A 17,814-nucleotide genomic window follows, 5' to 3' on the forward strand; every position below is an offset into this window, starting at 1 on the left:
TATTAATTGAGTTCTAAACCAAGGCGACCAAACAAATTTGATTTGTAGGCAGAACTGATTTTAACTTCATCGCCATTAGTCAAATGCAGTAATGAATATCGTCCCAGCTCACTACTCAGGCTTTTAACTCGCTGCACATTCACCATGGAAGAACGATGTACTCGCACAAAGGTTTTAGGATTAAGCTGTTGCTCTAATTTAGATAACGTCTCACGGTGTAATAACACTTTATCATCACAGTGTAATTCAACGTAATTAGACGATCCTTTAACCCATAAAATATCTTTTACATTTACAAACTCAACCGAACCCACCGACTTAATTGCCAGTATATCCGGGCGGGAAATGCTTTTTACCGGCACACGCTTTTCTGCTTTATTTAACGCATCCAGCAAGCGCGCGTTATCATAAGGCTTTAACAGATAGTCAACTGCATCTATTTCAAATGCGTTGATAGCATGTTCGTTGTACGCGGTGCTAAAAATCCACGCACAATTAATTTTAGAGCTCAGAGATCTGGCCAAATCCAAACCACTGCCACCTATAATACTTATATCCATAAAACAGGCATGAGGCTGATATTCTACTAACAATTCCTTTGCTTCTTCGTAATCCGATGCCTGTGCCACAACTTGCCATCCTGACTGCTGCTCAATAAAACCACAAATGCGCTGACGCGCGAGAGGTTCATCATCAACGACAATACACTGGTACATGTAAACTCCGACGCTAAGAGAAGGCGCGCAATATAAAGGACTAAGACAGCGTTGTCAGGTTAAAAAAGCCTAAAAAACCATAGAATAAGACTAACCACATAACAGCAAAGGAAATTTAATTACATTAAGCAGAGAAATAAAAATGCAGAATAAAAAAAAGCTGCGCTAAAAATGCGCAGCTTAAACTATCCAGGGTTTATACATGTTCAGTAAAATTCTAAACAGTGTAAGTCGGGTTATCAGGCCGACGATGAGATCTTACTGACTTCATCGCGACATGTAACAAGCTTGTGACGAAATGTCACATTGGAGGGATAAAACCAACAATTTCGATGAAATGATGCTTATCCCTCCCACAACCATTCCGATTAGAAACGGATGCTGGCGCTTAAACGCACGCTACGAGGAGCCTGGAAACCAGTAGGTAATAAGAACTTACGATCTTCAACACCTACACTTTGCTCAGCGGTTTCGTATACCTGTGTAACACTTGCCTGATTGAAGATGTTGAAAACATCAGCACGGAAAGTTACATCAGCCATATCCCACTCTGGGGTATATTGAACGGACATATCCACTTTGCTAACCCAGTCTGTGCGACCAAATGTACCGCGAGGTACAAAGTTTTCACCATCAAGATAGAAAGTGTCACCGTAATCAGGAGTACCATTTGGATGACCAACACCGTAACCATTAACCGGACGACCAGATTGCAGCATAAAGTTTACACCTAACAACCATTCGCTATCGATAGCATAAGATCCGAACAACTTAACAGTGTGGCGTCTGTCGTTTGGCAGATTACCGTAGGCACCATCCATCAATTCAGGTAAATCGAAGTCCTGAGTCAGGCCTGCGTCATCTTGCGCATTATCAGACTTAACATAACCTTCTGCATTACCCCACGAATGAGACCATACATAAGACCCCTGTAATGACCATACACCGTCCCAGTTTTTAGCGAAGTTATATTCAAATGCCATGTATTGGCGATTTGCTTCTTCAAAGCCCAGCTCTTCAGCCGAGATGCTAACAGGAACCAGATTACCGTCTTTATCGGTATATGATACTTCCATATCAGTACCTGGATTGGTCAGTACACAACTGGTGTGGTTGTTTGGATAACCTTTAGCAACCATTACGTCATCTATGTTACAGATGTCATCCATCGCCACTTTCAGGTCACGATAAACAGCACGTACACCCATTGACCATTGATCAGCAACAACCGTCTCATAACCCAGGATATATTCATCCTGGTACATGGGTTTGATTGTCTGGTCAACAATTTGCAGTGGATCTTTCACTTCACCGTTTGAGTTGATTAACTCACTGCCAATTTCATTGGCAGGATCGTAGCTTGGAATGCCTTCATCATTCACACCATCCAGCACGTAGAAGCGAGAGCGATCATCTTCAGCACCAGCTAAACGAATGTTGGTGTTACTTGCTACCGGCAGGTAATAACGACCAAAATTACCATATACACGTGCATCCCCGTCACCATTAACATCCCAGATAATACCTAAACGCGGTGCCCACTGGTTATCAACTTTGATGAAAGATTCACCATACACGTTTTTATTATCAAACGTTTCGTTACGAATACCCGCAGTCACTGTCAGTTCGTCAGTTGCATTCCAGGTATCTTCTAAATAATAAGCACTGGAGATAGTTTCAAAGCTACCAATATTATCCAGTTTACGAATACGAATAACCTGAGTAACACCATCTGGAACAATACCACCATTATTTAGCTCTGCACCCGGCTCAGTATCCATGTAGCGGTAATATTCACCACCAGAATAATGCTGTTCACTGAATGAAGAGTTTTCTTCACGGTCATAACCAAAACGGATTAGGTGATCATCAAACTGCCATTCAAAGTCTAAACGTGCCGCTTTACGCTCATCGTCACCTTTTTCAGCAATTTGGTTAACCCAACACCCAGGATATACCGTAGAAGCACTTTCACGCACATCGACAGTCAGCGGACAATTTACATCCGCATCAGATTCAGTGGTCAGTGAATATTTATTAACACCATAAAGTGCAGACATAGTGAAAGTGTCGGTTAAATAACCACGGTAATTAACAATATAGTTTTTACCACCACGTGATTCTTCAGTCACACCTTTTACATTACCATCACTGTCATATGAGTATGTTGGGTTAGTCGTTTCGTCAGAAAATGCAGTAATCGCAATTGAATGGTCAGCACTGATCTGCCAGTCAATTTTAGCACCCCAGAATGGGTCATTTGATTCATACTTATCAATCTGGTTTGAGCCCGCCAACATGTTTTCTTGTTTAGTATCACGAGCGGTTACAATACCGTAGAAAAACAGTTTATCTTTAATTAATGCACCACTGGCATAGATGTTTGCTTCCATATTGTCGCGAACATCGTCATGGTTATTGATGTAAACTTCACCATTTCTGTAGTGAACATCGGGCGCCTGGTCAGCCAGACTTTTAGGTTCCCAGTATGCAGTTGCGCCAGCGTGGAAATCGTTAGTACCGCGTTTAGTTACCGCGTTTACCACACCTCCGGTTGAACGACCAAACTCAGCAGAATAACCACCGGTTTTTACTTCAAAGCTGTCGTAGAATTCAAATGGAATACCGCTGCCGCCCATACCATTACGGAAGTTAGTAACATTTAGACCGTTAATATAGAAGGCGTTTTCAGCAACAGATGCACCACCAAAAGACGCGAATGTCTGGCCGGTATCACCAAAAGAGGTATCACCCAAAGTAACACCTGGTGCCAACATGGCAACGCTGGTTACATCACGTGGAACAGGAATTTTCCCCAGGCTTTCTGCTGAAATGTTTAAACCCGCTTCAGCTGAGCTAGTATCCAGATAAACCGCCCGGCCAGTTACCGCAATGCGTTCTACAGAACCTGATTTTAAATTAACCACGGTATCGCGGCTGATATCAACACTAACGGTACGTTCTAATTTAACTTCGTCACCTTTGAAAATGCGAACTGAGTATGAACCAGCACTCAGTTTAGGCAAACGATAATCACCGCTGGCGTTTAGGCTTACAGATTTTTTGAAACCGGTAGCAGGATTAGAAATTTCAACATGGTACTGCTGGAAATTGGATTCAGTTGCAGCTGCAACCTTGCCCTGAATGGTACCTGAAGTATTATCGGCAGCGGAGGCAACACCTGCGTTTAATACTCCCGCAACAGCCAGTGCACAAAGACTGGCTTTGAAAGTAATATTTTTCATGGAATTTCCCAAATCTGGTTTTAGTTATTTGCTATCTCCCCTGTTGCACAAGCAACAAAGTGATACGGCACGCTAACAAGAAGTTCCATAAAAACGGCGTAGAAGGGATGAAATACACGCCTGATGTTCCGAATTAAACGAAACACAAGGGCGGGATTGGTGGTAACTAACAGATTAGTAGTGAATTATTGCAGTTTAACGACAATTTTATTCCTACATTTGTCTTAGGGATAAACCTAACAGTTCACGGTACGAAAAGCGTTACACCACTGGATGAAAAAATACACAAAAAAGCCCCAAATTAGAGGGGCTTAAATTTCCGACATTCAGCTAAACTAGTTTAAAACAAACTATCCTGATGCACAGTTATAAACAAATCACTATCTGCTTTACTGTAATCTATTTTGTATTCTTTACCGTTGATGGTTTGCACAAAAATTAGGACTTTTTCATCACCAAAAACATCCCCCACGGTCACATCAACCAATTCCATATCCATTAATTTGGCATCGCGTTTATTTTCTGGAATTTTGCCAGAATAAGGCTTCAGACCACGGTGAGTGACTAAAACAGGTGGATAATCGTCCCCATTAAGTATTAACAGATCAAACTTACGCACTTTGTGAATAATGGTGTTTCTGCCGCTTAACAGGAAGGGTTTCTCTTGCATCTTCAACTCCATCGATGAGCATTGAGCCCACGAAAAATTTTTTGCACTTATAATTATTAGCTAAAAGATAACAAAGTTTTTAAAAATGCGCACCAGTTAATTATCTGTTAACGGGGTCACAGCCCATATTTATAAAGCCCTGCCCATCTACAAGGTGAAGCTTTTACATTGTACTGATAGTATAAATAACAATTTGAAGTCAAAAAGCAGGTTAAACCGTGAATATTGTTGTTATTCCCGTTACCCCATTTCAGCAAAACTGTTCCATCATCTGGGATCCGGATACACTGGATGCTGCCATTATTGACCCAGGTGGAGATGAACAACTCATTTTGGACAAAATAAATGAGCTTCAACTCAGCGTCAAAACAATTTTGCTCACACACGGACACCTCGACCATGTAGGCGCCACAACACACCTTGCACAAAAATTACAGGTTCCAGTAAACGGGCCACATCCGGACGATGCCTTCTGGCTCAACGCCCTTGAACAACAAAGTGCCATGTTTGGTTTTGGCAATATTAAAGCCTTTACCCCCACTAAATGGTTAAAAGATGGCGATTCTGTCAGTTTGGGTAACAAGACATTACAGGTTTTACATTGCCCGGGTCACACACCGGGTCACCTGGTATTTTATGAACCGACCAGCAAAAAAGTCATTGTTGGTGATGTGTTATTTGCAGGCTCTATTGGGCGCACCGATTTTCCGCAGGGTAATCATGCGCAACTGATTGAATCAATTAGAAGCAAACTATTTAGTTTGCCCGATGATGTTACTGTCTACCCCGGGCATGGCCCTACAACCACCATCGGTCAGGAAAAATCCAGCAATCCATTCGTATCCGATAAAAATTACGGCTAAATGGTATTAACACTTTACTCGCCTGCAGCCGGTAAAGCTGCAAACGCAGGATTTGAGACAAAACGTGGGTCAGTCAATGCCATTAAAAACGCTTTTAAATCCTGTTTTTCCTGAACAGACAAATACAAAGGTCGAATAAACGGACTTTTTAGTGGGCTGGTTACACCGGCTCCCTGACCGCCCAGATTATAAAACTCAATCACATCGTCCAGCGTGTTTAAACTGCCATCGTGCATATAAGGTGCGCTTAATGCGACATTACGTAAGGTGGGTGCTCTAAATCGTCCCATATCCTTAGGATCTCCGGTGATTTCAATTAAGCCGGGGTCTGAGTCTGGAAACGCCCCCTTACCATCTAAATTATACAAACCCGTGTTATGAAACTGGCTTAAATCCAGTTGCTGCTGTTGATGTACACTGGACTGAGTAAAATTAAATCCACCGTGACAGTGATGACACTCCAGCCGTTCAGAAAAAAACAAATTCATACCGCGCAATTCTGATTCATTTAATGCGTTATCATTTCCCTGGTAAGCATAGCGATCAAAGGCGCTATCAAAAGACAACAAACTACGCACAAAACTGGCCAACGCTTTAACTATATGGTCAAACGTGAGCTGCTTTTCACCAAACGCACGCTGGTTTAATTGCTGATACGCCTCGGTTTGAAAACGCTGTAATACCTCATTTTCATGCCCGGTAATATTAAGCTCATGTGGTGTTTCACTGAACATGGGGATCAGAATTTGCTGCTCAATGCTATTGAGCGCATTGTTAGACCAGGTCAAATGGCCGTTATAAGCCACATTCACTAAAGATTGCGCGTTACGTCGGTGCGCTTCTCCTGTGCTACCAACTGAGTGTTTTAAAGGTTCCGCAAAAGCATATTGTTGCTGGTGACAACTGGCGCAGGCCTGCGTTTGATTAAAAGACAAATTAATATCATAAAATAACACCCGCCCCAGTGCGACTTTGGCCTCAGTCATAGGATTATCATCTGGTACCAAAGGCGTTGGAAAACCTGTAGGCAACGACCAGTTAAATGGCTTAGTGTCGGGCGATGGGCTGCACACGACCAACAAAAAACTAACCCAACCAATCACACCTAAACGTATCAATTATTTCACTCCAAACATGGCAGGAACCTTATTAATTAGGCTCTCACATGCATCTGATTGCCCATGATGAAAGGTGCATGAGGTTTGATTATTTAAAACCATTGAATTGAATAAAGCATCAATATTAACGGTTATCTGGTTGCTGGTTGGATTAGCAATCTCAATGTCTATCGAGTTTGGCTTTGAGCAGGCTTTCTCCGGACGACGCATTTGACTAGCCGCTTCACAGCCCGTACTGCCTAAATGAAATGCCCAGGCCGTTTGCTCATTTTGCAAATCCAATCGCAGAAATTTGTGCCCACCCTGCCAGCTCCAGAACATTACCGGCATATTCAGAGGTGAGTTTTGCGTTAAAGGATTGGCATGATTTTCCTCAAAAGGCACACCTACCGTGAAACGAATATTGGTCACATCAGGCCACTTTATCTGCTGCTCGGTTTGCAACATTAAATTGCCGCGTCCAGGCATTTGGCAATCATCAGATAAATAAATAAGGCCAGTGTGTTTGCTTGCCCAATTGGATTCAACCCAATCTAATGCCTGCCAACCAGCTGTGGTTTTAACCCGTAAATCACTGATAAAAAATCCGAATTTTTCTATATTCCAAAGCTGTTCATTTGCGTTAATTTCGCCAGTACAACTCAGCGATTGTTGCTCTGACTGTATATTAAACTTCACACCATAACTGGCTGTTTGTTGCGTGCAGCCTGAAAGCATTGCTAATGCAACGCCGATCATATAAAAATTAAGCCATCTTGGATTTGCTATCAGCGTCATAAAGGAAAAGTAATGCGGTTAATCAGGTTGTTGATCATTATGGTTTTGTCTGTACCGAGTCAAGTCATATGGGCTCATGCAGAACATGACAAAGCACGATTTATTGCACCTGATGGCAACGACGAAGGACGGTGTGACAACCGTTTTCGCCCATGTAAAACCTTGTTGTATGCCGCGACTCATGCCAACAAAGGCGATACCATTTTGGTAGCCCAGGGTGATTATCTTATTAGTGATGAATCGGAAATTTATTACCTCACCAGCCAACTGGTGCCGGTGTTAGGCGGTTACAGCCGTATTGATAATTACAATGTGCAAAATCCATCACTTTTCGCTACACGCCTGATTGGCCTGCCATTTGAATTTGCCAGCGATATGCAAAAACAAGGCTTCGCGGTACTGGCCGATACCAAGTCACGTAATATTAATCATCAAAAACTTGCGGCAAAATTTGCCACCGATAATCAGTTAAAGCAAGCTCAACAGGACGTTGCCTGCACCAATGGCAGTGCTGGAGCCTTCCCTTGCCATAACATGTCACTGGTCGCGCATGTACCGATTGAACAATTCTCTGGTAGTCATTATGCCGCCAATGATATTTGGGGACACATTGATTTAAATAACGGTACTGAATATGCCTTAATTGGCCTGAGCCATGGTGTGGGTGTGGTGAGTTTAGCTAATCCCTCAGCACCACAAGTTGTGGGGAGCGTTAGTGGCTTTTCTTCAGACTGGCGTGATATTAAAGTCTATCAATATTACTCAGCTGCAGAGGGACGCTGGCGTGCCTATGCTTATGTCACCAGCGAAACCCGGGGGGATGGCGTCAGCATAATCGATCTCAATCATCTTCCTGAATCGGTCACTCTGGCCAGTAACGATTTCGCCTTCGCTACCGCCCATAATGTTTACATCAGTGGCGTGGATTATTCACTGAATATTGCTAACTCTGGCTTCCCTCCCCTATTGCAGATTTTAGGTGCCAATCGTTTAAGTGGCAGCCAGCACAGCTATTCATTAACGGATCCTACCGATTTATCCGATGAAATGATCCCATCAGGACAAACACGCAGTGACTACACCCACGACGCCAGTTCATTTGTCACTCGCGATAGCGCGCAAACAGCACAGTGTAATAACGCCACCGAAAATGGCTGCCTGGTCCTATTAGATTTTAACGAAGATGAAATTCGACTGTGGGATCAAAGCAAATTAACCAGACGCTCAAACTTAAGCAGAACCACCTACAGTAACGCAGCTTATGTGCACTCAGGCTGGTGGAGCGAAGATCAGCAATTTATTTTTGTTCATGATGAACTGGATGAAATGCAATTTGGCCTTAATACCACCTTGCGTATTTTCGACATCAGCGATTTACATTCGCCTCAATTAGCCGGCACCTGGACCGGCCCCACCGCCGCCATCGACCATAACGGCTTTGTACGCGGTAACCGTTATTACATGTCGAATTACGAACGCGGCGTTACTGTGCTGGATATCAGTAATCCGGCCTCACCTGAACAGATTGGTTATTTTGATACTTTCCCTTCATCTGACAACAGCAGTTTTAATGGCGCCTGGGGCGTTTATCCGTTTCTGCCAAGTGGCCTGATATTAGTCAGCGACATTGGTAGCGGTTTATATATTTTAAAAGACGAGACCTTAAATCCTGCCGATGACACCTTAAGCTTTAGTGATAATCACCTTACCAGTGAAGAAGGTGAACAAATTACCTTAAGCGTTAATCGCAGCGGCAACAGCTCCCAGGCCGCCACAGTGAACTACGAAACATTGACTGGCTCCGCGACCGACAACGACTTTAGCGCTCAGCAAGGCACGTTATCCTGGGCGGCCGGTGATACAAGCCCCAAAACCATTACGTTAACGATTACCCCAGATCAAAATGATACTGAATTAAATGAGAGCTTCTTTGTTCGCCTGTACCAACCCAGTAGTAAAACGCAATTGGGCAGCAACAAGTTAGTCAATGTGACCATTGCCGGTAAAACGGCTACCAACAGCGCCTCATTTACCCAAAATGAGCTGACCTTGTATGAAAATGGATCCGCGCAAACCATCACAGTCGCGCGCCAGGGCAATGTGGCCGAAGCATTTAGCGTCGATTATCAGTTAACCGCACAAACGGCAGACATAGGCGCAGATATTCAAGGAATTGAAGGCACCTTAACCTGGCAGGCCAATGATCTAGCTCCCAAAACATTAACCCTAACGCCCATTGATGACAGCGACGTAGAAAGTGATGAAACGCTATTACTGACATTATCTGCGGCTAATCAGGACTTACTCGGTAATCCGCATGAAGTTGTCATTACCATTAAAGATGACGAAAGTAACCATGCGCCAAGCGTAAACGCAGGCAACAATCAGCAAGTCAACGCCTTACAACGTGTTGAACTTGTTGCCAGTGCGACCGATGAAGACGGTGACAATCTCACCTATAGTTGGCTGCAAACCAGCGGTGTTATTGTTAACTTACGCGATAAAGACACCTTAACTGCAATATTTACCGCACCTAATAACAATGCTGATTTAACCTTTGAGCTTACTGCAACCGATCCCTTTGGCGCATTAAGCAAAAGCAGTGTCAGTATTAAAGTAGTTAAATCGGACGCGAGTGGAGGAACATCATCGGCTGGCGATTCAGGCGGCAGTGTGAATTGGTTTGGCTTACTTTTGTTAGCAACACTCTGTGCCTGGCGACAAAATCAACTCACAAACTTGAGGCGGGATAGTCGAAGTAATTGAATAGTGGATGAAAATTTCACCAATCAATTAAAATGCGGCGCGCAAACAGATGACATTAATTTAAAAACTCCTTATACTGCGCGTCGCTTTCAAAGCAACTCTGGCATCAGGTTTCACTTTTAGCATGCCGACAACATATCAAAAATGGCCCTATAGCTCAGTTGGTTAGAGCGCACGACTCATAATCGTTAGGTCCCTGGTTCGAGTCCAGGTGGGGCCACCATTTTTTCTACGCTTCAATGATAGTTACTACTAACCTGATTTGGTTGGTGCTACCTCTGTGCTACCTTTATTATTACCAAATTAAGAAGATTTATCTATACACTTAGTAGTAGTTGAAGATCCGACATGTGTTTATTAGGATAAAGTAACGATACAAGGAAGAATAATAATGACAAATATAAATGTTTTAGCAGCAACCAGCATCCCTTATAGTTTGGATAAAGAAGATAAGAGTTGGAAAGCGAAAAATGGACATCCGTGGAACGAGACTGATGAATTTGTTAAGGCCTTCGCGGAAGAAGCTGAAACAAAAATTAGGAAAAGGTCAAAAAACTACGGAAAAATAAAAAACCCACCAAAACCAAACTCACTAGCTGACTTTTATAGAAAACACCTGGAAGATGAGAAGACATTAAATTTTTCTGAATTCGTTAGAAAAGTTCAGGCTGAGAACAATATTGCACTTAAGGCTTCAAGAGCCCAAAGCAAACTAGTACTAATATTTCTTAAATACCAAAAAGAGATAGAATCCCAAAATGACGAAAAACCTATCGTTAAAGAGAAGCTCATTGTTGTTCTACTTAAAGATAAGTCAGCACTTAGGTTCAGCGACGAAGGCATTCCCCAGGGAACAGATATCATCGATTTTGATGACGTTATGCAAGGTGCCATAATAGACAGCGATGAATTTTCGAAAAGCTTGTTAGATAAAGAAGACATTGATATCTCATTTATAAATGGGAGCTCTGGGACTACTAACTACTTTATTAATTTTTTTGATGCAAAAGACATCATAAAAAATAAAGAAAGTGTAAACAATGTCTTGACTGCGCTTGAAAAATTTCTTGAAAAAGAGAACATAAAGAGAAATCAAAGAGACCTTTGTACTGAAAAGGTTATTGCAAAACTTCAGTACAACGGCAGAAACGGATTCAAAACAACTATTAAAGATATAGATGATGCAATTTATTCAAGCCTGAAGGATCAGAAGAATATAGATATAAAAAGAAGTGCCTTTGAAGAGTTTGTTAACAACTATGACTACAAAGTTAATGAGGAATTCTCTGTAACCAACTCAGATATAGATAAATTAGAGTTCATTAGCTTAGAAACCGGCATTGGCTCATTAAAATTGAAACGCTCACATTTCAAAAAGGACAAAGTTGGGGATGTGGCCAAGTTCAATGAAAATGACAATACATTAACTGTCACTACTAAAGTCAAAGATGATGAAGTTGTTAAGTTACTGAAGGATCTTCAACGTGAATAGCTTGTCTAAAGAAATAAAGGACATCTTTATTCACGGAGAATTTAACTTTGATGAGGGTTACCTTGAAGTTAAAAATATTCAAGAGCAAGATTTCTACAACGCGTTTCCAAGAAAAAAATACGAATCTTCTTTGTATGAAAAAGGCCATCAATTTGGAAGTATTAAAATTGAGGACATTGATTTCATTTTTGAAGACTACCATCAACTAATAAGATACATATCGTCAGATAATGAAGAAAAAACTTCCGAAGAGGTAGTAGTATTAAGTCAAAGCAAAAATTTAATTGATATAAAAAATCAATACATTAACCTAAAAAAATGGATTGAATTTTTCGATTTCATATCTGTTCACAAGTACCCAAAATCAGATAGAAATGATAGTTGGGCTTACATTTTTTTTGACAAAAAATCCAAGAATACTTCAACTGTATTAGATTTTGACATTGGCGAGTATTCTGAGGTTGAGTTACGCGAGGCTTTTACAAATATTTCAGATCCATCATTGCTGCTTGGGTCTGTTTTACAAGAGGATGCACATCAGGGCGAGAAAGTATCAATAATGCGTGCCTCTTTAATTCAAATGGAAGAAGAGAATAATATTGGCTTTCTGGAGTTTATTAAGTTTTCAAATGAGCTATTGAACTTGTTTCATATAAACTATGAAACTTATTTAAGAAGCTTTTCATTTGAAGACTTCATAAAGGAACTGGAAGAAGATGTTGGTGACTTCATTAATAAGATAGAAGAGCAGATTCAAGGCTTTTACATCCAGGCTCTTGCGGTTCCTGGAGCCGTCATTTTGGCTTCAGCTCTGAGAGTAGCAAATAAGAGCCTTAACTTAGCGCTAATATTTAGCACTCTTCTAGCATTTTTCATTTTATATAGATCTATGACTGCCAAGAAAAAGTTTATCAAAAGAATGGCTGAAAACACTATTACCAGGCTCGAAATATATGAAAAGAGGTCATCTGAGATAAACAACTCTTACGCAAAAGACGCAATATCAGAGAAGGTTAAATCAGCCAAAAATTCGATCATAACTTGCAAAGATGACAGCCTGAAGGATATCAAAGGGTTAGTAGAAAAAACAGTAGGCATATTTATTATGTACGTAATTTCAGCAGTCGTTTTTAACTCTGGCTGACATTGCTTTTTATAATATTTTTTAAAAATTACAGACTGATAATTCATGCCAAATATACCTCCGTAATCTCAGGCCTGAAATGCCCCATCTCTTGTGAAACAGTTTCCAGAGCAACAGTTCGCCTAAACCCTAACGCCATTAATTCGCTCATACGCTCTTGCGCATAGCTATGTCGCAAGCCATGGGCACCAGTAGAGAAAAAGAGAGCACGCTTGGATGCTTTACTAAACGAGTCTGACCATCGCTTCCCTGCCCCAATATCATAACGCTGAAGGTAGTTTATTCTTCGGTCTCTGACAGTCACTGGATTATTAAATCTGCGTTTTTCCAGCTCCACGACAAGGTCGTTGGGAATCAAAACGTGGCGTATCAATCCGCCTTTCCCCTGAACCGTGTACAGTTGACCTTCCCGCCCAGCCCATTTTGAGTGTAACGCGGGACGTTTGTCAGGATTTCGCTCTTCTGCCCTGGCAAGCGTCAGAAGCTCATGAGCTCTTAATCCGGCAGCATACGCAATTTGGGTGGAAAGTTTATGTGTGTCTGTTTGATGTTCGGATACCGCTTGTGCCTGCGCCGATGTATAGGCTCTGGACCTTTTAATTTCTTCTAGCTCTGACTTAACTCGGTACAAGGTTGCTTTAGGAGGGAGTTTGCCATTCATTAGCATCATTGCCTGAATGGCCTGACGCTCCATATCAAGCGCTTTCTGCCCTACTGCTTCGGCGCGGTATTCAAGATAATACCTGGCAACGTCTGGTGTCAGCGACTGAAGCCCATTTAGTTTCTTTTCCTTAGTCCACTTGGCAACAGTTTTAAGAGCTTGTTCGTAGTTACGGGCTGTACCATATGACTTGATAATTCTTGCTTTTGTCAGCCCTTTAACTACATTTTCTGCCTGCGTTTCTGCTTTGGCGAACTTAGGCATTTCTGTCCAGCCAACGTTTCACCGTGGTCCAGTTTACTACAACACCCCTACGAACAAGCCAGCGCTGAAGCTCCGCTTTACTAGCGCCCTCCTCATAGAGTTTACGCAAGTGAATACCGTACTTGTCTAGCTTCGACGGCTTATGCCTCTTTCTGGCGATTAGTCGGGTCTCGGCTTTAAGCTGAGACACTTCATGTACTTCATTAAACATTATGTCATTCCTTAGGTTGTAAGATTAACTGGCTGTAAACAGCTCAGCGACACTTAAGCCTATTCGCCCCTGTTTAGCGCATAACGCAAGGCTCGGACCGATCTCGCCTGGGATTTAAAAATCAAAATAGATAGAAACGGCAGCAACTAAGCGCCGAACTTGAACGCCGAAAATGCGGCGCGGCATGACATATATAGAAGGACGTGAGGATGCCTCACTACGTGGAAACGGCAGCTGGAGAGCGCCGACTTTTTTCGTTGCCCGAACGGACTAGTGGTTTAAAGATTACCTGCATATAAATCAGGATGCAATCTGCAAATAAATTTCTGCGTGTAAGCGCCAGAACCCAGACGCCCGCTATGTTGAAGGCGATTTTTCGACTTCGACATAGCGGGCGGCGGAGCGCCCGAATAAAAAAGAGGGATATTGCTCATGATGCCTCTGTTTTACGGATGGGTTCTTTGCGTAATTGGCAGATTTAATAAACCTGATGGCTGCGAGACAGCCAAATTATCGCCAGCAGGTTTGAACGAATAGCGGTCATTCAACGCTTTGCGAAGGGGCAAATGCGAGCGTAGCGAGTATTTGTCCCGCCCGCTGTTTGGGCAAACTTACGCAACTTGTTATACGCCGCTTTACTACAGCACATGAACATCATTTATAGTTGCCAAATATTGCTTCCTGCCAGAAGGCTTAAACTCAAACTGAACCGTCAAATCTGTAACCTCTTCGTTTGCGGGAAGGTAAAAGCCAAAAAGCAATGAGCCGTCACTAGATTCGAGAAATTCGGGATAGCAGTTGGTGATATCTACATTTTGAAAGCTAACTTCGCCTTCCCGGTTAAAGTATTCTCTCACAGCACTCTTTAACTCTTCCTCTCCCCACTTTACTCCATAACAATTTGGATGGTCGATTAGCTTATCTGCGTCTTCAAAATGACCGTCAGCAAGATATGCCAGCCACTTTTGACAGTATCCCGTCAATTCCAACTGCTTATCATCTGTTGAGATGTAAATCATTTGCTTACCGAGGCGTATAACGCCTTATTATGTTTCTGCACATTAATGGGTAAAAGAGCCTATAAATTGCAATAAAAATCCAATTAGTAACAACACATAGCCAACATAAGTCAGCCCGCGATGAAAGCGATACTTTCTCTTTTCAGCAATAGTTCTAGAGTCTTTTTCGCCTAAATTGACCGTTTGATAGTGAAGACCCTCTTTATTCATTACTTCTGATGGAGTGTTAAAGAAAGCAAGTACAGCAACACCAACGATATCAACAATTAACCCAAACTGAGAAATAGATAAACAAAATTCCCACTTCATTTGTTATTCCTTCGTGCAGTATCCAAAACAAACATAACGCCCGCCTAACAGGCGCAAAATGCTTGGCTAAAATTAGGAACGAAGTGACGCAAGCCTAGCTTTTTGCGTCCTTTGTTGAGGCGTTTGTTATGCACGCTCTGCACTAAAACGTTCCCCTATTATATAGCTTGTTCCTAACTCAAGAACTTGAAGGTTCTGAGAATAGGAGACAAACTCTGATCCATTCCATTTTTTAGGAACGCCTTGATCAAGTGCATTTATACGGATTGGCTTAGCTTCTAATGCTTTCATAATTTTAATAGCAAGTGATTCGGGAAAACGCCCAAGCTTGCCGTATTTTGAACTAACGATACCTTTAAGTTCAGGCGATTGATTTAAAAACCTGTGTATATATTCTGCTCGACTGAAAACTTCAATACAACAGCTTAAAACGATACCCAATAGAGCCTCTGGATCACAAAAATTGTCTGAAAACATCAAATCAAATTGAATATCACTATACGGAATTAGTAGTGGAGATTTGGAACTCAACATTATAGTTTCAGTTCCTGTTGAGTTTATCGACTCCTCTACAACTTGATCACAAGAAATTTCCCATAGCTCAGGTTGTGATTCATCATGCATAGAGATAGAAACATCTAATCGCAAATCATTCGAATACCAATTGGCATCTACAATACGAATCCAACCTTCAGCCTCGTCAAATTCCTTTTCTATCAAGCTTAAAAGATTCTGCATGGTTCCCTTAGTGCATAACGCCCCAATTTGGGGAAATTGCGAGTGTTTTGCCACGGAGTGACAGCGAGTAATTTTCCCAAGCCAACTTGCTGGCTGAACAACATTGGTTTGTTAGTTGCCTTTTGCAAACTGCCAAAAGTCTCTATTTGCATATAAAACCCAATTTAAGCTTTTTGGTACCATATAGAAAAAAAGAATTTCAGTAGAACTTTGAAAAGCATCAAAATTAGCCCAGTTTAAATCTAGTTGTTCAGTTAACCTTTTGGTTAAACCTGAAATTTTATAAGTACGTTCAAATGGCTCAAATACAAACACTGTATCACTATCTTGAAATTCAGCGGTCTTGGAAAAAATCTGATTAAATTGATCTTCAGATAACCAGTTATTTGATTGAGAGTTGGGCTTTTTCGTAATCTGCCAATCAGAAGAAACCACATTTAACTCTTGATCGCTTCTAAGATCTATAATCGATTTCAACTCATCAAAATGCACACGATGCTCCTGAGGCAACTAACGCCCGCGTCACAGGCCGAGGTAACTGGCGGCTTTTGTGCGCATGCACAAAAGGTGACTGTTGCCGAAGGTCATGTGCACGAGCTTGTTAAATTCATTGCTCTTGAATGATATTTTCTTCCCAATATTGAGGGTTCGATAATACCTCATCAATTATATCTTTATCTTTTAGAGCGATTACTTGAGGAGTTTTATAAAAGTTGTGCTTTGACTTCCAGCCTTCAAATTCAAAGTTTTCCTCATCAGCAGGAATAAAGCAGCCATCTAGATAAATATATGTTTTACCAGCTTCTATATGGCTCACCATGTTTTGCATACAATCAATCCAGCTATTTATATCCTCTAATTCAGGCTCTTTACCGCTGTACCCCAGCAAGTCTTCTCTTGCTAACTCTTCCCATGTTTTATCTATCTCTTTCGCTTCTGCAAAAGTGAATGCCTTCCGACATTTAGTGCATGAAAAAAGCCAGCCACAACCACACCAAGGACAATCTAGCTGCCCAGGGTCACCAACTAAGGACTCTTCACATTTACAATGAGAAATAAGTTCATCATTTTTCTTTACTAAATATAAGATGCTCATGATTTCTCCAAGAATTTAACCCCCTGTTAATGGGCAAAATTTAGTTGGCTATAATGTGAAGCGAAGCGAAACCAGCCAACTGAATTTTGTCCACTTTTAAACAGCTTGTTATACATCAATTTACACATATCAATAATCATCTGCGTTGGGTGGAGGAGGAGAAGTTGGTGGTGGAGCCTCATTTGCTGCTTCAAAACTAAGCAGCTCCCTTAATTTGTATATCTTCCAATTAGCGCAGAAAAGCATAGTAGATCGGTCTTTTTTCGTGGTGTTGTATGAAAGAACAACCTCAACTTTATCAATATATTTATTTGGAATACTTATAAAAGAGCGATAGTAGTTACCAATGTAACTAAAGTCCTCTCGAATATCTAAATTAACTTCAAACTCGCCTTCTAAACGAGCTGTAACGCTACTTAAAAATTCATCACCTTTCTTGACTGGTGATAATATTTCAAAAACTTGTAATTCTTGTTGAGAAGTTTGCTGGTCTTCAAATTTTAGAGCAAAAGGCGAGAACTCCTTTGTTTCTTCTCCACATGCAAAAGTTTTTGAACTGATTATGAGTAGCAGTATTAAGAATCTACGCAAAACTCTTCCTTGATGTATAACGCTTCAAGCAGAGGCGCAGCTTTGCTGCGTCCATTGCCTTGACTTGTTAAGTTGCTTTGCTTTCTTTTTATCGCGAACCCACAAGACTGAGCCGTTTGTTTTCTTCATCTCAA

The 17,814-nt window shown here is 41.5% G+C and carries 16 protein-coding genes and 1 tRNA gene; 5 read left to right on the top strand and 12 right to left on the bottom strand.

Annotated elements, in window-relative coordinates; all coding sequences use genetic code 11:
* Positions 1-2 precede the first annotated feature (2 nt).
* The 3 genes from H8B19_RS11240 to H8B19_RS11250 form a co-directional block, all read right to left on the bottom strand.
* Entirely contained in the window at positions 3-716 is a 714-nt protein-coding gene (locus tag H8B19_RS11240) for a LytR/AlgR family response regulator transcription factor (protein WP_186506972.1), read from the bottom strand.
* A gap of 368 nt (positions 717-1,084) precedes the next feature.
* Entirely contained in the window at positions 1,085-3,961 is a 2,877-nt protein-coding gene (locus tag H8B19_RS11245) for a TonB-dependent receptor (RefSeq protein WP_186506973.1), read from the bottom strand.
* 340 nt (positions 3,962-4,301) lie between these two features.
* Positions 4,302-4,631, bottom strand: coding sequence for a hypothetical protein (locus H8B19_RS11250; protein ID WP_186506974.1), 330 nt, complete (start codon positions 4,629-4,631; stop codon positions 4,302-4,304).
* 218 nt (positions 4,632-4,849) lie between these two features.
* Here H8B19_RS11250 and H8B19_RS11255 point away from each other — a divergent pair, with 218 nt between their 5' ends.
* Positions 4,850-5,494 (top strand): MBL fold metallo-hydrolase, encoded by a 645-nt coding sequence (locus H8B19_RS11255; RefSeq protein ID WP_186506975.1) that lies wholly within the window; start codon positions 4,850-4,852, stop codon positions 5,492-5,494.
* Positions 5,495-5,508: 14 nt separating this feature from the next.
* Here the strand turns inward: H8B19_RS11255 and H8B19_RS11260 are convergent, their stop codons facing one another.
* Complete coding sequence (locus tag H8B19_RS11260; protein ID WP_194362704.1) at positions 5,509-6,612, bottom strand: methanobactin export MATE transporter MbnM; 1,104 nt, start codon at positions 6,610-6,612, stop codon at positions 5,509-5,511.
* On the bottom strand, positions 6,613-7,290 hold the full coding sequence (locus H8B19_RS11265; protein ID WP_186506976.1) for an MbnP family copper-binding protein: 678 nt from the start codon (positions 7,288-7,290) through the stop codon (positions 6,613-6,615).
* 111 nt (positions 7,291-7,401) lie between these two features.
* Here H8B19_RS11265 and H8B19_RS11270 point away from each other — a divergent pair, with 111 nt between their 5' ends.
* The 4 genes from H8B19_RS11270 (at position 7,402) to H8B19_RS11285 (ending at position 12,791) form a co-directional block, all read left to right on the top strand.
* Complete coding sequence (locus H8B19_RS11270; protein ID WP_186506977.1) at positions 7,402-10,155, top strand: choice-of-anchor B family protein; 2,754 nt, start codon at positions 7,402-7,404, stop codon at positions 10,153-10,155.
* A 146-nt stretch (positions 10,156-10,301) separates the two neighbouring features.
* Positions 10,302-10,378: transfer RNA gene (locus H8B19_RS11275), tRNA-Ile, on the top strand.
* Positions 10,379-10,546: 168 nt separating this feature from the next.
* Positions 10,547-11,647, top strand: coding sequence for a nucleoid-associated protein (locus H8B19_RS11280; protein ID WP_186506978.1), 1,101 nt, complete (start codon positions 10,547-10,549; stop codon positions 11,645-11,647).
* Positions 11,640-12,791, top strand: coding sequence for a hypothetical protein (locus H8B19_RS11285; RefSeq protein ID WP_186506979.1), 1,152 nt, complete (start codon positions 11,640-11,642; stop codon positions 12,789-12,791). The genes H8B19_RS11280 and H8B19_RS11285 overlap by 8 nt, the downstream gene beginning before the upstream one ends.
* 43 nt (positions 12,792-12,834) lie before the next feature.
* Here H8B19_RS11285 and H8B19_RS11290 read toward each other — a convergent pair whose 3' ends face one another.
* The 7 genes from H8B19_RS11290 to H8B19_RS11320 form a co-directional block, all read right to left on the bottom strand.
* Entirely contained in the window at positions 12,835-13,716 is an 882-nt protein-coding gene (locus H8B19_RS11290; RefSeq protein ID WP_186506980.1) for a site-specific integrase, read from the bottom strand.
* A gap of 849 nt (positions 13,717-14,565) precedes the next feature.
* A complete protein-coding gene (locus H8B19_RS11295; RefSeq protein WP_186506981.1) occupies positions 14,566-14,946 on the bottom strand; it encodes a hypothetical protein in 381 nt (126 codons plus the stop codon).
* A 42-nt stretch (positions 14,947-14,988) separates the two neighbouring features.
* The gene (locus H8B19_RS11300) at positions 14,989-15,255 is read right to left on the bottom strand and encodes a hypothetical protein (RefSeq protein WP_186506982.1); all 267 of its coding nucleotides are present in this window, start codon (positions 15,253-15,255) and stop codon (positions 14,989-14,991) included.
* Positions 15,256-15,381: 126 nt separating this feature from the next.
* The gene (locus H8B19_RS11305; RefSeq protein ID WP_186506983.1) at positions 15,382-15,993 is read right to left on the bottom strand and encodes a hypothetical protein; all 612 of its coding nucleotides are present in this window, start codon (positions 15,991-15,993) and stop codon (positions 15,382-15,384) included.
* 111 nt (positions 15,994-16,104) lie between these two features.
* Entirely contained in the window at positions 16,105-16,485 is a 381-nt protein-coding gene (locus H8B19_RS11310) for a hypothetical protein (RefSeq protein WP_186506984.1), read from the bottom strand.
* A 115-nt stretch (positions 16,486-16,600) separates the two neighbouring features.
* On the bottom strand, positions 16,601-17,089 hold the full coding sequence (locus H8B19_RS11315) for a hypothetical protein (protein WP_186506985.1): 489 nt from the start codon (positions 17,087-17,089) through the stop codon (positions 16,601-16,603).
* A 129-nt stretch (positions 17,090-17,218) separates the two neighbouring features.
* Positions 17,219-17,680, bottom strand: a complete 462-nt coding sequence (locus tag H8B19_RS11320) for a hypothetical protein (protein WP_186506986.1) — start codon at positions 17,678-17,680, stop codon at positions 17,219-17,221.
* Between the last annotated feature and the right edge of the window lie 134 nt (positions 17,681-17,814).

This window comes from Neptunicella marina, from assembly GCF_014270035.1.
GTDB lineage: Bacteria > Pseudomonadota > Gammaproteobacteria > Enterobacterales > Alteromonadaceae > Neptunicella > Neptunicella marina.

What these genes read in the sequence shown, in the direction of transcription:
- H8B19_RS11290 (WP_186506980.1), bottom strand. Translation starts at nt 13,716, where the DNA reads ATGCCTAAGTTCGCCAAAGCAGAAACGCAGGCAGAAAATGTAGTTAAA.
- H8B19_RS11270 (WP_186506977.1), top strand. Translation starts at nt 7,402, where the DNA reads ATGCGGTTAATCAGGTTGTTGATCATTATGGTTTTGTCTGTACCGAGT.
- H8B19_RS11245 (WP_186506973.1), bottom strand. Translation starts at nt 3,961, where the DNA reads ATGAAAAATATTACTTTCAAAGCCAGTCTTTGTGCACTGGCTGTTGCG.
- H8B19_RS11280 (WP_186506978.1), top strand. Translation starts at nt 10,547, where the DNA reads ATGACAAATATAAATGTTTTAGCAGCAACCAGCATCCCTTATAGTTTG.
- H8B19_RS11295 (WP_186506981.1), bottom strand. Translation starts at nt 14,946, where the DNA reads ATGATTTACATCTCAACAGATGATAAGCAGTTGGAATTGACGGGATAC.
- H8B19_RS11300 (WP_186506982.1), bottom strand. Translation starts at nt 15,255, where the DNA reads ATGAAGTGGGAATTTTGTTTATCTATTTCTCAGTTTGGGTTAATTGTT.
- H8B19_RS11305 (WP_186506983.1), bottom strand. Translation starts at nt 15,993, where the DNA reads ATGCAGAATCTTTTAAGCTTGATAGAAAAGGAATTTGACGAGGCTGAA.
- H8B19_RS11315 (WP_186506985.1), bottom strand. Translation starts at nt 17,089, where the DNA reads ATGAGCATCTTATATTTAGTAAAGAAAAATGATGAACTTATTTCTCAT.
- H8B19_RS11240 (WP_186506972.1), bottom strand. Translation starts at nt 716, where the DNA reads ATGTACCAGTGTATTGTCGTTGATGATGAACCTCTCGCGCGTCAGCGC.
- H8B19_RS11250 (WP_186506974.1), bottom strand. Translation starts at nt 4,631, where the DNA reads ATGCAAGAGAAACCCTTCCTGTTAAGCGGCAGAAACACCATTATTCAC.